We start from the raw sequence: 13,669 nt of genomic DNA, 5'->3' as shown, positions 1-13,669 counted from the left end.
GGGTTCATTGTTGTTGTGACCTGCGTTGATAGTGGTGTTGTCGGGCTCGGTATTGGTGTTTTCGTCGCCAGAGTGACCAGCGGAGGGGGTCAGCGATGGCATGCAGTGGTGTGAGGACGAGGATCGTGAAGAGTTTGCGGAACTCGTTGACCGACAACCGGATCAGTCCAGGTTCTGAGGGTTGGGCCAGGCGTTCAGTGGCGGTATGCACGGCCAGGAAGGCGTGCGCAGCCATGACCAAGGTAATCCAGCGGTGCCAGGACGTCCACGTCCGCACTTGATGCTGATCCAGACCGGTCAGGCCTTTGCCGCTCTGGAACGATTCCTCGACCGTCCACCGCCGCCCGGCGACTCGGACGTACTGGTTCAGCGGCACCGGTGCCGGGCTGTAGCAGCGATAGAAGGCGAGCTCGCCGGAGCTATCGTTGCGCCGCACCAACACGTGACAGAGGCCAACATCGGGACGCTCGGTGGTCGCGATCAAGGCCCAGGAGTACCAGCGGTGTCCTTTGCTACCGGCGCCGGCAGACATCTTGTGCCAGGACCGCGGCGGTAGATTCTCAGCAAGGGCATCGACCCGGATCTTCCCGGCGGCTGTGGGGACCTGCCGATTGCATCCGACGGCCAGGACGTAGCCGATCTGTCTGTTGTGCAACGCTTTTCGTAGGTTCGGGTCTGCGCCGTACACTTCATCGCCAGCGACCCACGAGGCCGGAACGTCGGCGTCGAGGGCCGCCTCGACCAGCGTGGTTGCCAGGGCTGGTTTGGTAGCGAACTCGACCGTGTCAGGGACCCCGGCCTTGGTCCTTCGCTGCGGGTCGGTGGCCCAGGTGTGCTGCGGCAGGTACAGCGCTCGGTCGATCAGGGTGTGTCCGCGAGCGGCGGCGTAGGTCAGGTAGACCGCGACCTGACAGTTCTCCGTGCGTCCGGCGGTTCCGGTGTACTGGCGTTGTACCCCAACGGTGTTGGTGCCCTTCTTCAAGTCGCCGGTCTCATCAACGACAAGCACCGCATCAGGGTCGGCCAGGTGGTCGATGACATAGCTGCGAACGTCATCGCGGACCAGATCAGCGTCCCATTTAGCGCGGGACAGCAAGTGCTGCAGTCGGTCAGGGGTGCCATGGCCCGATAGTTCGGCGATAGTCCAGCAGTTCTTGGAACCTATATCGGCCAGCAAACCCAGCACCAGCGCACCGGCGTTGCGTCGTGCTTCGACCCGCGCGAACCGCGACGAGAACGACTCCAACAACCCATCCAGGCCCGCATGCCACCGCTCATGGTCTACCCTCAGTGCTGCGGTTGCCGCAGCTGATCTGGATGTCTTCACAAACTCGAGATCATGCCGCGGCAACCGCGCCTACCAGCGCAAACACGCCGAAACTACCTATCTACGGCTGTAGTACTAGTCGTGCAATTCACCTGTTCGACACCCCGACCCGGCAGGAAGGTCGGCGCCACGGTGCGCGCCTCCGGGGTACCTTCGGCGAAGGGTTGGTAGATCAATTCGGGGCTTGGCGGGCAGGGCTGGGGTGGGTACTGCTGAAGGGTTTGTCCGGGTGTGCAGCAAGGGCCTGGCAGCGCGCCAAGGTTGCACGCGCACAAGTGAATCCGAGTATCCAGCTCTGGTGAGGACGTCTTGGGCAGGACGGCGAACCGGGCACAGGCCGGGTCGGGTGCAGGGCGTCCGGACGCGTCGCGTTGCGCAGCCGCAGGCTCATCTAGCCTGTCGAGGTTAGCCGGGGCGGAAGTTGTCATTGGGTGGTCACTGGGAGTGAGATCAGACCGCGGAACGAGAGCCCCGGTCGCCATGTCGCCTCTCCAGTTGCGGCGAGTTCGGGGAATCGGTTCAGTAGTCGCGGAAACAGCTCCGCGCCTTCCATGCGGGCGAGCGCGGCACCGAGGCAGAAGTGGATGCCTGCACCGAACGACAGCGGCCGCCAGGCAGTGCGGGTGATGTCGAGGGTGTCGGGGCATGTGATGTGGTCAGGGTCGCGATTGGCTGCACCGAGCAAGATGAGTACGACCTGGCCTGGCTCAAGGTCGACCCCGGCAATCTGAGTCGGTTCGAGTACGGTACGTCCGTTCGTCTGAATGGGAGCGTCATAGCGCAAGAGCTCCTCGACAGCATTGGCGGACAACGCAGGTCGTCGGCGTAGAAGGTCGGCTTGATCAGGGTTGGCCAGGAGTGCTGCCAGCCCGTTGCCGATGAGATTGGTGGTGGTCTCGAAGCCGGCGGCGAACAGCAAGATTGCGGTACCGACGCATTCGTCGTCGTCGAGTCTGTCCTCGCCGTGCGCTGCGGCAAGTCTGCTGAGTAAATCGTCGGCGGGGTGAATGCGCTTGTCTGCGAGCAGCGTTCCAAGGTATTCGGCCAGTTGATCCTCGGCGTGGGCCGCTTGCCGAATGGCTTGTGCATCGGACATCGGCTCCAAGGGTGCTACCAGGTCGCGGACCAAGTAGGCGGCTAGATCTCGTCCTTCGGCGGGCAGGCCGAGCAGATCGCCGATGACGTTCACGGGAAGGGGCAGTGCGAGATCGGTTATCACATCGACGGTCGATTTGCCTGCCATCTCACTGAGCAGGTGCTCGATGGTCGCGACGATACCGGCGCGCAGCAACTCGACGTGGCGCGTGGTGAAGACGTCGGTGATCAACCGGCGAAGCCGGGTGTGATCGGGAGGGTTGCGGAAAAGCATAGTGCGTCGGAAGCGGTGCATGGCTCTGCGCTGTAGCGCGTCGGGCACCTCAGTGAGCCCAAACCCCAGTGACTCGTCGGCCTTGCCCAAGGTGCGGTCGCGCAGAGCGCTGTCGCAGTCGCGGTGGCGGCTGAGCACCACTACCCCTGAACTCGTCTGTAGGACTGGATGAGCGGTGCGTAGTCGCTGGTAGGACTCGTAGGGGCCAGCACTGCCGTGGTCGGTTAGAAGTGCTTCCCTGAGCAGACTAGCGCCGTTCGCGTCGGTGCTCATGGCTGCTCGAGTGCGCGCACGAAGTGCTCAAGGGTCACCGTCATGAACAACGCTGATGCCGTAGCGATCTCGCGGCCGCCCGGCTCGGATAGGTGCGCATCGACATGGAGTCGACGGCCCTCGCGTCGGTCCAGTTTTGCAACGACCGTGTAGTCAGTTCCCAGTCGCACGGGTGCGAGGTACTCGACCTGCAGCGAGCGGGTGACGGCTAGCTCGCCGACGATGAAAAGCGTAAATCCGAACAGGTCATCAAAGACGGTGGCCACCGCACCGCCATGGGCTATACCGGGCGCTCCCACGTGGCGTTCGTCGAAGGTGAGCGCCGCATGCACGCGGTCGCCGTCGCGATGTACCTCGAGGTGATGTCCGTGAGGATTGTCAGGCCCGCAACCAAGGCAGCCAGGGGAGTGCGCAGGTAGCTGCGTACCGTCGGGCAGGTCAGCTACCATTCCAGCCGCCCAGCCGGCCAACACGGGGTCGATATGACCGGCAGGTGAATCCGGCGAACCTGTTATCCCACTTGGGTCATCTGTCACACCGCTCCAATCGGGCCGAGGAAGTTCGCTGATGTAACAGCACTACAAATGAACCATAACTGTCAACAGTGCAGTCAGATCTACCTAGAATGTCAACGTCGGGCCGCCTGGCGCGGCACCGCGCTGAACACTGCATTCTGGTCGAGAATGGACAAAATCGGTCATGTGTTTAGAGTGTCGCCATGGCGAGCGAGACATCGCGCATGTCGTTCCGACGGCACATGCGCGAGCAAGTGCTCTCGGCAGCTCACGTGTTGACCGTGGAAAAGGGGTGGGATCGGGTGCGCGTGGCTGAGATAGCCGCGCGGGTCGGGGTCTCTCGGCCGACGTTGTACAAAGAGTTCGGGGACAAGCAGGGGTTGGGTGACGCCCTGGTGGTGCGTGAGGGAGAACGGTTCCTGACGGGGATTCGTCGAGTTCTCGATGAACACAGCGGCGATGCCGCAGAGGCCATCGTCTGTTCGGTGCGATTCACGCTGGATGAGGCCACTGCCAGCCCTCTGCTCAAAGCGGTCCTGACATCCAATCCTGCCGACGTCAGCGAGGAAAACGCACGCGGCACAGGGATGTTGCCGCTGCTGACGTCCTCGACCACTTTGCTGCAGATCGCCTCGCACGAGCTGGTGCGCTGGTTCGCCGCGCACTTTCCGCAACTGGACGGTGACGATGTCGCTGACGGAGTCGACGCGCTCGTCCGGCTGACCGTGAGTCACCTTGTCTTGCCTGCTGGCGATCGTCAGACAACAGGACGCCAGATCTCACGAGTTGCACTGCGCTATCTGGGACTCGAGGAACCTCCCGCGCCAGGCTGACAAAAGATCGCGGCCCTTGGCACCAACTGTGTGCGAAGGCGCGTGCTACGACCTCGCTTGGTCTGGCATCGAAGCGCACCCAGACCCACGAGTACCAACAGCCAAAAGGCCGACACCGCGGCAAATCACAATGGGTGGGGGGATTGCTCACGGACGGGAGTGTAAAAACTCGCTCGGAGAGTGGCCGGTCCACCGCTTGAAGGCGTGCGAGAAGCTGGTCAGATCGCTGTATCCGAGCTCGGTGGCGATCTGACTTGCCGACATTGATCGGGTGAGCAACATCAGCATCGCGTTCTCACGCAGACACGACTCGCGCAGCTCACGAAAGGTCGTCCCTTCCGCAGACAGGCGCCGCTTGAGTGTGCTTGTCGATACCGCCAACTCGTCCGCGACCCACTGGCTATGGGGCTGTCTGGGATCTTTCTCTAACAGCTGCCGGACCTTTTCGGAGAACGACACATCTCCGCTTCTCTGGTCAAGGGTCCGTTTCAGGTCCGCGACCGCGAGCCGATAGGCGAGGGGATCGGAGAACCGGCACACCTCGTCGAGCGTGTCAGCGGGGACGTACAGGTAGGACATCGGAGCGTCAAAGTGCAGGCGCCCGGCGACGGCCAGATTGTTTTCATGCGTGGCCAGGGCGGTGGGTGCTGACCAGTTCATGTGGAGTGTGACGGTCGGGGCGTCACCGACGAGCATGTCGAGCAGCCGCAACAACGTTGCGCCGCTGTACGTGACAGTAAGGCAGTCCAGGGCTCGGTCGCCGGTGTATGCGGTGAGCCCGACCGTGAGGCCGTGGTCACCAGGATGCAACTGCGGGCGAAGAGCTGTCGAAATCAACGGCAGGTAGGTGAGTAATTCTACGACCTCGGTGATCGAGCCCGCACTGACCAGCGGAACACTCAGGGCTCCAAACGACGTCAGACGGGCCTGTTCGGCGAACGCAAAACCCAGCAGCGTTGCCTGGTCGATGTCGAGCTCGGGATAGACCTCCCGAAACCACTGCAGCGGTGCCGGGATGTCACGCTCGAGCAGCGTCGCCTCGTCAGCGCCCGCGCGAGTCATGATGGCGCGAAGCCGCGCGATGGCGTCCGGGTCGAGCGCCTGGCTCTCGAGCATCTGCACGAACACCAGCGGGGGAACTAACGAATCCCTGTTCATATGGTAAGTCCTGACCCGAATTCACAACTTAATGACTTGAGTGAACATAGCCGCGGCGCTTGTGCTCTACGACACTTTGAAGTAGTCCCCACACCAAGGACAACGTAACAGGAGTTGGTTATGGCAATTGTCACCTTTGTCTCCTACGACGGCGAGAAGCACCAAGCGCCCGTCGAAGCAGGCCAGTCATTGATGCGGATCGCGACCAACAACGCGGTGCCCGGCATCGACGGCGACTGCGGAGGTGAGGCAGCATGCGGCACCTGCCATGTGATCGTCGATCCGCAGTGGTCCGAGCACGTCGGACGCTCTGGCCCAGGTGAGGAGGAGATGCTCGCGATGCACCCCGAGCGTCAACCGACCTCGCGGCTGTCCTGCCAGATGACGGCAACTGAGCAGTGGGACGGGTTGATCGTCGAACTCCCCGAGTACCAGCTGTAACGACGAGAGAACGGACAGTCATCGTGAAGGTTTCTGAAACAATCACCGCACAAGTCCAGTCGGTCATCCCGGTGGATCTGCAGATCCAGGGAGCGCACCTGTACGACAAGGCCCGCCGGTGGGTGACCAGAACGGACGGGGAGAAGATCTTCGTCGAGCGCCCCATACCCCCGGTCGAGGACGTCGACCTCGCCGACATCGACCTCAGCAACCCCTTCCTCTACCGGCAGGGACGCTGGCAGTCTTACTATGAACGCCTGCGCAACGAAGCGCCGGTGCACTACCTGCCCGATAGTGCGTTCGGACCGTTCTGGTCCATCACCCGCCATGCCGACATTGTCGCGGTCGACAAGAACCACGAGGTCTTCTCCGCCGAACCACTGATCGTAATCGGGACCCCGCCTCGTTTTCTGGACATCACGATGTTTATCGCTATGGACCCGCCACGCCACGACCGGCAGCGGGCCGCCGTGCAGGGTGTGGTTGCGCCAAAGAATCTGCGGGAAATGGAAGGGCTGATTCGATCGCGCGTCCAAGAGGTCCTCGATGACCTTCCCGTGGACGAGCCGTTCGACTGGGTACAAAGGGTCTCGATCGAGTTGACCGCTCGAATGCTCGCGACTCTCCTGGACTTTCCGTACGAGCATCGTCGCAAGCTCGTCGAGTGGTCAGATCTCGCGACCTCGATGGAACAGACCAACGGCGGTCCGTCCGACCTTGACGAGACTTTCGTGGGCATGCGCGAGATGGCGCGAGGTCTCAGCGAGCACTGGCACGACAAAGCTGCCCGGACCGCTGCCGGAGAAGAACCCGGGTTCGATCTGATCACCATGCTGCAAAGCAACGACAACACCAAGGATTTGATCAACCGACCGATGGAGTTCCTGGGTAACCTCTTGTTGCTGATCGTCGGAGGCAACGACACGACTCGGAACTCGATGAGTGGCGGTGTGCTCGCCTTGAACCGGTTCCCGGATCAATTCGAGAAGCTCAAAGCAAACCCCGACCTGATCCCCAACATGAACTCGGAGATCATCCGGTGGCAGACACCGTTGGCCTACATGCGTCGGATCGCCACACGCAACACCGTGCTGAACGGGCAGTTCATTCGCAAGGGCGACAAAGTGGTCATGTGGTACGCCTCGGGCAACCGCGACGAGCGCGTGTTCGATCGCCCGGATGACTTCATCATCGACCGAGCCAACGTCCGCAACCACATCTCCTTCGGCTTTGGGGTCCACCGTTGTATGGGCAACCGGCTGGCCGAATTGCAACTGCGGATTCTCTGGGAGGAACTGCTCCCTCGCTTCGAGAACATCGAGGTCATCGGTGAACCTGAATATGTGCAGTCCAACTTCGTTCGAGGCATCAGCAAGATGATGGTCCGCCTCACCCCGAAATCGAGCACATGACAATGCAGCGAACCATCATCGTCGGGGCCAGCCACGCCGGCGCCCAGCTCGCAGCCAGCCTGCGCCAGGAAAAGTGGGCCGACGAGATCGTTCTCATCGGGGACGAGTCGACCCTGCCCTACCATCGCCCTCCGCTATCGAAGGCTTACCTCGCCGACCGCAGCGCACTCGCCGACCTCGCGATCCGCAGCCCAGACTTCTACGCCAAGCAGCGCATCCATCTCCTCGATGCAACCGTAGAAACGATTGACCGCGCGGCTAGTCATGTGATCCTAGATAACGGCGACACACTGCGGTACGACAAGCTCGCGCTGTGCACCGGTGCCCGTCCTCGACGACTACTTACCACGGGAGCCGGCCTGGCCGGGGTCTACTACCTACGCACTGCAGCGGACGTCACCAGGATCCGTGAGGCCACCCGCCCCGGTTGCCACGCCGTGATCGTCGGAGGTGGCTACATCGGTCTCGAGACGGCGGCCTCGTTGCGAGCGCTGGGTCTGGAGGTCACCGTGCTCGAAGCGACCGGCCGCGTGCTCGAGCGTGTCACCGCGCCTGAGGTGTCGGCATTCTTCGACCGGATCCACCGGGAGAAAGGCGTCAACATCAGAACGGACACGCTCGTCGAGGCCATGTCCGGCGACGGGAGGGTCCGAGAGGTGATCCTGGCCGATGGGGAATCAATTCCTGCCGACCTCGTCATCGTCGGCATCGGTATTGAGCCGAACACCGATTTGGCAGCCGCCGCAGGGCTTGCCGTGGACAACGGCGTCGTTATCGACGACCAAGCACGCACCAGCGACCCCGATATCGTGGCCGCCGGAGATTGCGCAATTCACGACATGGCCCGCTACGGCCGCCGCATACGCTTAGAGTCCGTGCCGAGCGCTGGCGAGCAGGCCAAAGTCGCCGCCGCCACAATTTGCGGCAAGCACAAGAAAATAGCCGCGCTTCCATGGTTCTGGTCCGATCAATACCACCTCAAACTCCAGATCGCCGGTCTCAACTCCGGGTACGACGAAATCGTCCTGCGCGGCGATCCGACCCGAGATGGCGACTTCACGTGCTTTTACCTGCGCGCAGGTGAACTCCTCGCCGCCGACTGCATCAACCGACCGCGGGACTTCATGTTCAGTAAACGGGCCATCACCCAGCAACTCCCCACCGACCGAACCGAACTGAGCTCACCAATACCGGTATGACCCAGTACATCCCTGACTCACCAGCACGATGAGAGGTACACGGCAAGCGCCGAAGAAACCTCCAGCGACGAACGCCGACCAATGCCTGCCCGCCCGACCAAGCCCTGACCGACTGACCCCGTGAGGAGTACGGATGCAACGCCCAACCGTGATCGAGGATTACCCCCACCGGATGGGGGGACACTGTGGTTCGGGCGCAATGCGCGATCTTCTGCACTGGCACGGTTTGGGATGGGATGGCCCACCCGATGAAGGCCTGGTGTTCGCCCTCGGTGGCGCTCTAGGACTGTCCTACCTCCGATCGGACGACCTCGTCCCACCGCTCTACCTGGTGGGCCGAGGCGCCGACTTCGAGATCGATCTGCCCCGCCGCCTCGGTGCGAAGGTCCAAATGCTTACCACCGACGACCCCGAGGAAGGATGGTCGTGGATCCGCGACGAGATCGACACAGGCAGACCCAGTCTCATATGGGGCGACATCGCCGAGCTGCCATACCTGCGGGTCCAGCTACAGATGAGTCGACACGACATCGTGATTATCGGCTACGACGAGGCTAGAGGTATCGCCTACGTCGTAGACAATGACCGCGCCGAGGTGCAGCAGGTCCCACTCGAGGCACTGGCGCGCGCTCGATCCTCGACATCCTTTCCGCAACCGACACGCCACTGCACGTACCGCATCACGTGGTCAGACGAACTGCCAGACTTGGCGCAAGTGGCAGCAGAAGCGTTTAGCCAATCGGCCGCCAGCATGCGGCACCCGTCACAGCCAGGAATCGTCGACCTGACTGCAACGGCCGAGGGCGCCGAAGGCCTAGCTGCGGCCGCTCAACTCGCGGCCGACATCCCGATTTGGACCGACCTCCCCGTAGACCAGCTCGAGATATTGCTGTTCAGCCTAAGCGCCTTCATCGAAAAAGCAGGGACTGGCGGAGGACTGTTCCGCCGCTTGCTCGCCGACGGATGCGCCGACATCGCGCGCCTGACCGGCGACCCCGCAACAGCAGACCTCGCCATCGCCGCCGACCGCTGTGCACAGGCATGGACCAACACCGCACGTGCAGGGGTCCAACGCGATGTCGACGCGCACGCGCGCGCGGAAAGTGTCGCCATAGCAGCCGGCCGCATGCCAGAACTCGAACTGCACCTGGTCGAGTCCCTTGAGTCCGCTTCGAGCTCGCTGAGGGCAACAGAACGCTGACCTCAGCTCATATCCAACACACACATCGGTGCGTGTACTCTCTGCACTACAACAGCGGCACCCTTCGCGTACAGAAGGATGTGCCTCGCGTCTGGCCAGCATCGCCATCCGCCGCTTCGAGCTCGATGAACAACTCTCGCAGTCTTCAGGTACGAACCCGTGTAAATCGGCCGATGCGGACGAGGTCGCTCACCGAGTTGTGAGCCCGTAGCAGACGGGCGCGCCCACGCCGCCGGAAGCGCTGCCTAAGCCACCGATGAAACAGCCAGGACTGCCTGAACGCGGGCCTTTCTCGCTGATTGCACTAGTTGCGTGAGACGTCTCGGGGTCCCAAGTATGGCCAAGGCAAGACCCTGCGGCACAGAGTCTTTCAGCTACCTGGCATGGCACTATCATTGGTGTTAGTTCCGTCAGCGCTGCAGAGGTGACCAAGTGCCTGTTGGGGGCGACGCCTGGCCAGGTAGTTAGGCCAAAGCTAGGAAGAGTTTTTCCAGTTCGGCTTCAGTCAAGGGCGCCTGGTCACCGTCGGCGCCGTTGATGCACTGACGCATCCCTGAGGCAACGATCTTGAAACCGGCGCGGTCGAGTGCCCGGGACACGGCCGCGAGTTGGGTCACTACATCTTTGCAATCGCGACCCGCTTCGATCATCGCGATCACCCCGGAGAGTTGTCCCTGAGCGCGGCGCAGGCGGTTCAGTACTGCCGTCATTGCCTCTTCATCACCAGTCACGGGGCCTGCCTCTCTGTGTGTTCATCCATCATGAGGGTACCCCAGGGGGTATGAGTTCGCGCGCCACTAGAGGTTGACTCCAACATACCCCCAAGGGTACCGTCGGGTCCCGCATAGATACCCCCTAGGGTATCTAGACGTAGATCCTTGAGGAGGTCTCTCGCATGTCGGACACCACGACCACCGCTCACCAGCCCGGTTCACCACTCACGTCGGTGCCCGGCATGCTGGGCCGCTGGGGGGCGGCGATGGCCGGGCGTTCCCGATGGGTCTTCGCCATCTGGCTGTTAGTACTCGTCGGCCTGGGTGCAGCTGCGCCGTCAGTGTTTTCCTCCTTGGCAGGCGCCGGCTGGCAGGCCAACGGGTCGGAGTCGGTGCAGGTGCGAGAGCTGGCGCAGCAGCACTTCGGCGGCAACTCATCGGCTGCGGTGCAGGTCGTCATCCACTCCGACCGCGACACCATCGACAGTCCGACGATGCAGGAAACCATCGCGAATGCGACGGCTGTTTTCGTAGATGATTCTCGGTTCGGCGATGTCGTGCCTCCACAGCCGGGGATGACGATCAGCCGCGATCAGCACACCGGCATCCTGATCGCCGGTGCGAACGCGAACACCGATGACATGGTCCGGGCCGTCGACGAGGTCAAGGGGGAGCTCACCGAACTGTCGCGCGATGGTGTCGAGGTGTATCCCACGGGCGCCTCTGCCCTGTGGAGCGACTTCAACAAGGCCAATCACGACGCGATGATCAAGGCCGAGCTGTTCTCGTGGCCAGTGACTCTGGCGATCATGGTGTTGGCGTTCGGTTCGCTCGTGGCAGCGGGTTTGCCGCTGCTGCTGACGATCGCCGGCCTCATCGCGTCAGCCGGCGGTCTGGTACTTCTCAATCAGGTCACGCCGATCTCGGTGTGGGCCATGAACTTTGCAATGATGTTCGCCCTCGCACTGGGAATCGACTACGCCCTGTTCATCGTCTCCCGATTCCGGGATGCCCTCAACAACCACACCAACAAGACCCACGCGGTCGCCGAAACTATGGACACCGCCGGTAAAGCCGTGGTGCTCTCGGGTCTGACCGTGCTGGTGAGCCTGTCGGCGGTGTTGCTGGTGCCCGCTCCTGCGGTGCGGACGATGGCCGTGGGCATCATGCTGGCGGTGACGTTTGTCCTCGCGGCCACGTTGACGTTGCTCCCGGCCACCCTGGGTGCACTGGGTCCGAAGGTGAACGCCGCGGCGCTCCCGTACGCCAAACGCCAGCAACACCGTTCGCCGCTGTTCGAACGCTGGGGCAAGATTCTGCACAACCACCCATGGCCGTTCGCGCTCGGATCGCTGGCCGTGCTGATCGCGCTGGCCATCCCGGTCATCGGCCTCAAGGTCGCCATGCCCTCGATCTCGGTGGTCCCCGAGGAGGCACCCGTGCGCCAGGGATACGAATTGGTCCAGCAGCAGATGGGCGAGGGCGCCCCCGGCATGCTCCAGATCGTCGCACCCTCGGCCCAGGCACAGCAGGCTGCCACCGCAGCTGCACAGACACCCGCAATCAGCATGGTCACCCCGCCGCAGCCGGCGCTCGACGGCACCGACTACGTGATGATGCAAGCACTGCCCGCAGTTGATCCCTCCGATGCCCAACTCGGCGCCATCGTCGATGACCTGCGTAGCGCACTTCCCGGGAATGCGCTGGTCGGCGGCGCCCCGGCCGAGAACCTCGATCTGCAACAGGCTCTGGGCGACTACTTCCCGCTGATCGTCGGTATCATCTTGGTTCTCGGGTTCGTCCTGCTCCTGGTCTCACTGCAGGCCCCACTGATCGCATTGATCGGCACAGTCGTCAGCCTCCTGTCGACTGCGGCTGCGTTCGGTGTCGCCAAGCTCATCTTCCAGGACGGCCACCTGTCCGGGCTGCTCGGGTTCACCCCGCAGGGCTTCCTTGACGGCTGGGGGCCGGTGTTCTTCTTCGCGATGATCTTTGCCATCGCCATGGACTACACCGTCTTTCTGCTCGCCACTGCAAAAGAACACTACGAGCGCACCGGCGATGCCGACACTGCACAGATCGACGGCATGGCTCACTCGGGACGAATCATCTTCGCCGCCGCGGCGGTGATGGTCGCAGTGTTCTTCACCTTCGCACTGGCAGACCCGTTGCCACCCAAAGAGATGGGCATCATCCTCGGTGTGGCTGTACTGCTCGATGCGGTACTCATCAGGCTGATGCTGCTGCCCGCCCTACTCCGCCTCACCGGCCGGGCCGCATGGTGGTCACCGACCTGGCTCCGCAAGATCCTGCCCGCGATCTCGTTCTCCCACTGAATACACCACCAGAAAGGCCTACGACCCGATGAACAGACGAACAACCGCACCCACGTGGACCGTCGAACGAGCAGTGCCACTCCTGGCAGGATTGATGATTCTCGCGAGCCTGGCCCTGGCCACCAGCGTCTCGACCTGGTGGCTGCTGCTGACCGCCTTCGTAGCACTGAACCTGCTGCTCTTCGCCGCCGTCGGCTGGTGCCCCGGCCAGCCTGCTCATGCACCGCCTCGGACTACCGCGCCGCGCCGAACTCCACTAGATCCGAACACGAAACCCCACCCGGAAGGAAAGCTGTTATGTCACTGTCCATCTCCACCGTTCTAACCGTCCCGTTCGACGAGGCGGTCGCACGTACCCGTGCCGCATTGTCCGAGCAGGGTTTCGGGATCCTCACCGAGATCAACGTCAAAGACACCCTGAAATCAAAAATCGACGTGGACATGGAAAATTACCTGATCCTGGGTGCCTGTAACCCACCTTTGGCGCACCGCGCACTGGGGGTCAATCGGCAGATCGGACTACTTCTGCCGTGCAACGTCGTGGTCCGCACCGACCCTGCCAATCCATCGAACTCGATCGTCGAAGCCATGAATCCCGACCTGATGGTTGAGGTGTCCGGGGAAGCTGAACTCGAACCCGTGGCCACCGATGCATCAGCCAAACTCACCGCCGCTATCGCTGCGCTGGAAGCCGCAGCATCCGCTTGAACCCAACAGTCCGCACTTGAAGGAGTAAAGATGAGCGCAGTGACGTTCTATTTCGACCCAGCATGCCCGTTCGCCTGGGCCGCGTCTCGGTGGCTTGTCAACACCGCGCAGCGCCGCGACATCGAGATCGATTGGCGGCAGATGAGTCTCGCGGTGCTCAACGAGGGCACAGATGTTCCTGAAC

The 13,669-nt window shown here is 62.5% G+C and carries 14 protein-coding genes; 9 read left to right on the top strand and 5 right to left on the bottom strand.

The window, feature by feature from the left end; genetic code table 11:
- Positions 1 to 4 precede the first annotated feature (4 nt).
- From BFL43_RS00780 to BFL43_RS00770, 3 genes are all read right to left on the bottom strand, one after another.
- A complete protein-coding gene (locus BFL43_RS00780) occupies positions 5 to 1,246 on the bottom strand; it encodes an IS701 family transposase (protein WP_084889687.1) in 1,242 nt (413 codons plus the stop codon).
- Between the two features lie 505 nt (positions 1,247 to 1,751).
- Complete coding sequence (locus BFL43_RS00775; protein WP_084889840.1) at positions 1,752 to 2,969, bottom strand: cytochrome P450; 1,218 nt, start codon at positions 2,967 to 2,969, stop codon at positions 1,752 to 1,754.
- Positions 2,966 to 3,418: a PaaI family thioesterase gene (locus BFL43_RS00770; RefSeq protein ID WP_084889838.1), complete on the bottom strand. Its 453-nt coding sequence runs from the start codon at positions 3,416 to 3,418 to the stop codon at positions 2,966 to 2,968. The genes BFL43_RS00775 and BFL43_RS00770 overlap by 4 nt, the downstream gene beginning before the upstream one ends.
- Positions 3,419 to 3,726: 308 nt before the next feature.
- Between BFL43_RS00770 and BFL43_RS00765 the strand changes: the two genes are divergently transcribed.
- Entirely contained in the window at positions 3,727 to 4,317 is a 591-nt protein-coding gene (locus tag BFL43_RS00765) for a TetR/AcrR family transcriptional regulator (RefSeq protein WP_084889842.1), read from the top strand.
- 147 nt (positions 4,318 to 4,464) lie between these two features.
- Here the strand turns inward: BFL43_RS00765 and BFL43_RS00760 are convergent, their stop codons facing one another.
- Positions 4,465 to 5,475, bottom strand: a complete 1,011-nt coding sequence (locus BFL43_RS00760; RefSeq protein WP_084889836.1) for an AraC family transcriptional regulator — start codon at positions 5,473 to 5,475, stop codon at positions 4,465 to 4,467.
- Between the two features lie 120 nt (positions 5,476 to 5,595).
- On the opposite strand from BFL43_RS00760, the gene BFL43_RS00755 reads away from it, so the two are divergent.
- The 4 genes from BFL43_RS00755 (at position 5,596) to BFL43_RS00740 (ending at position 9,728) form a co-directional block, all read left to right on the top strand.
- Positions 5,596 to 5,916, top strand: a complete 321-nt coding sequence (locus BFL43_RS00755) for a 2Fe-2S iron-sulfur cluster-binding protein (protein ID WP_023958962.1) — start codon at positions 5,596 to 5,598, stop codon at positions 5,914 to 5,916.
- 23 nt (positions 5,917 to 5,939) lie between these two features.
- On the top strand, positions 5,940 to 7,328 hold the full coding sequence (locus BFL43_RS00750; protein WP_084889834.1) for a cytochrome P450: 1,389 nt from the start codon (positions 5,940 to 5,942) through the stop codon (positions 7,326 to 7,328).
- On the top strand, positions 7,325 to 8,527 hold the full coding sequence (locus tag BFL43_RS00745) for an FAD-dependent oxidoreductase (RefSeq protein WP_084889832.1): 1,203 nt from the start codon (positions 7,325 to 7,327) through the stop codon (positions 8,525 to 8,527). Before BFL43_RS00750 ends, BFL43_RS00745 begins: the two co-directional genes overlap by 4 nt.
- Positions 8,528 to 8,660: 133 nt before the next feature.
- Positions 8,661 to 9,728 (top strand): BtrH N-terminal domain-containing protein, encoded by a 1,068-nt coding sequence (locus BFL43_RS00740; RefSeq protein WP_084889830.1) that lies wholly within the window; start codon positions 8,661 to 8,663, stop codon positions 9,726 to 9,728.
- A 464-nt stretch (positions 9,729 to 10,192) separates the two neighbouring features.
- Here BFL43_RS00740 and BFL43_RS00735 read toward each other — a convergent pair whose 3' ends face one another.
- Positions 10,193 to 10,459: a metal-sensitive transcriptional regulator gene (locus tag BFL43_RS00735; protein ID WP_010843899.1), complete on the bottom strand. Its 267-nt coding sequence runs from the start codon at positions 10,457 to 10,459 to the stop codon at positions 10,193 to 10,195.
- 164 nt (positions 10,460 to 10,623) lie between these two features.
- Between BFL43_RS00735 and BFL43_RS00730 the strand changes: the two genes are divergently transcribed.
- From BFL43_RS00730 to BFL43_RS29225, 4 genes are all read left to right on the top strand, one after another.
- Positions 10,624 to 12,777: an MMPL family transporter gene (locus BFL43_RS00730; protein WP_084889828.1), complete on the top strand. Its 2,154-nt coding sequence runs from the start codon at positions 10,624 to 10,626 to the stop codon at positions 12,775 to 12,777.
- Between the two features lie 28 nt (positions 12,778 to 12,805).
- Positions 12,806 to 13,102 (top strand): DUF2892 domain-containing protein, encoded by a 297-nt coding sequence (locus tag BFL43_RS00725; protein WP_143694995.1) that lies wholly within the window; start codon positions 12,806 to 12,808, stop codon positions 13,100 to 13,102.
- The gene (locus BFL43_RS00720; protein WP_084889826.1) at positions 13,075 to 13,485 is read left to right on the top strand and encodes a DUF302 domain-containing protein; all 411 of its coding nucleotides are present in this window, start codon (positions 13,075 to 13,077) and stop codon (positions 13,483 to 13,485) included. The genes BFL43_RS00725 and BFL43_RS00720 overlap by 28 nt, the downstream gene beginning before the upstream one ends.
- 30 nt (positions 13,486 to 13,515) lie before the next feature.
- On the top strand, positions 13,516 to 13,669 hold a 154-nt coding region (locus BFL43_RS29225; RefSeq protein ID WP_240497983.1), incomplete at its 3' end, for a DsbA family protein.

The sequence above is a fragment of the Williamsia sp. 1135 genome, assembly GCF_002095395.1.
In the GTDB taxonomy this organism is placed as follows: domain Bacteria; phylum Actinomycetota; class Actinomycetes; order Mycobacteriales; family Mycobacteriaceae; genus Williamsia.
This window is presented reverse-complemented; position numbering and strand designations above follow the sequence as displayed.

Excerpts from the sequence above, each read along its gene's own strand:
- BFL43_RS00775 (WP_084889840.1), bottom strand. The coding sequence starts at position 2,969 with ATGAGCACCGACGCGAACGGCGCTAGTCTGCTCAGGGAAGCACTTCTA.
- BFL43_RS00770 (WP_084889838.1), bottom strand. The coding sequence starts at position 3,418 with ATGGTAGCTGACCTGCCCGACGGTACGCAGCTACCTGCGCACTCCCCT.
- BFL43_RS00765 (WP_084889842.1), top strand. The coding sequence starts at position 3,727 with ATGCGCGAGCAAGTGCTCTCGGCAGCTCACGTGTTGACCGTGGAAAAG.
- BFL43_RS00760 (WP_084889836.1), bottom strand. The coding sequence starts at position 5,475 with ATGAACAGGGATTCGTTAGTTCCCCCGCTGGTGTTCGTGCAGATGCTC.
- BFL43_RS00755 (WP_023958962.1), top strand. The coding sequence starts at position 5,596 with ATGGCAATTGTCACCTTTGTCTCCTACGACGGCGAGAAGCACCAAGCG.
- BFL43_RS00745 (WP_084889832.1), top strand. The coding sequence starts at position 7,325 with ATGACAATGCAGCGAACCATCATCGTCGGGGCCAGCCACGCCGGCGCC.
- BFL43_RS00740 (WP_084889830.1), top strand. The coding sequence starts at position 8,661 with ATGCAACGCCCAACCGTGATCGAGGATTACCCCCACCGGATGGGGGGA.
- BFL43_RS00730 (WP_084889828.1), top strand. The coding sequence starts at position 10,624 with ATGTCGGACACCACGACCACCGCTCACCAGCCCGGTTCACCACTCACG.
- BFL43_RS00725 (WP_143694995.1), top strand. The coding sequence starts at position 12,806 with ATGAACAGACGAACAACCGCACCCACGTGGACCGTCGAACGAGCAGTG.
- BFL43_RS00720 (WP_084889826.1), top strand. The coding sequence starts at position 13,075 with ATGTCACTGTCCATCTCCACCGTTCTAACCGTCCCGTTCGACGAGGCG.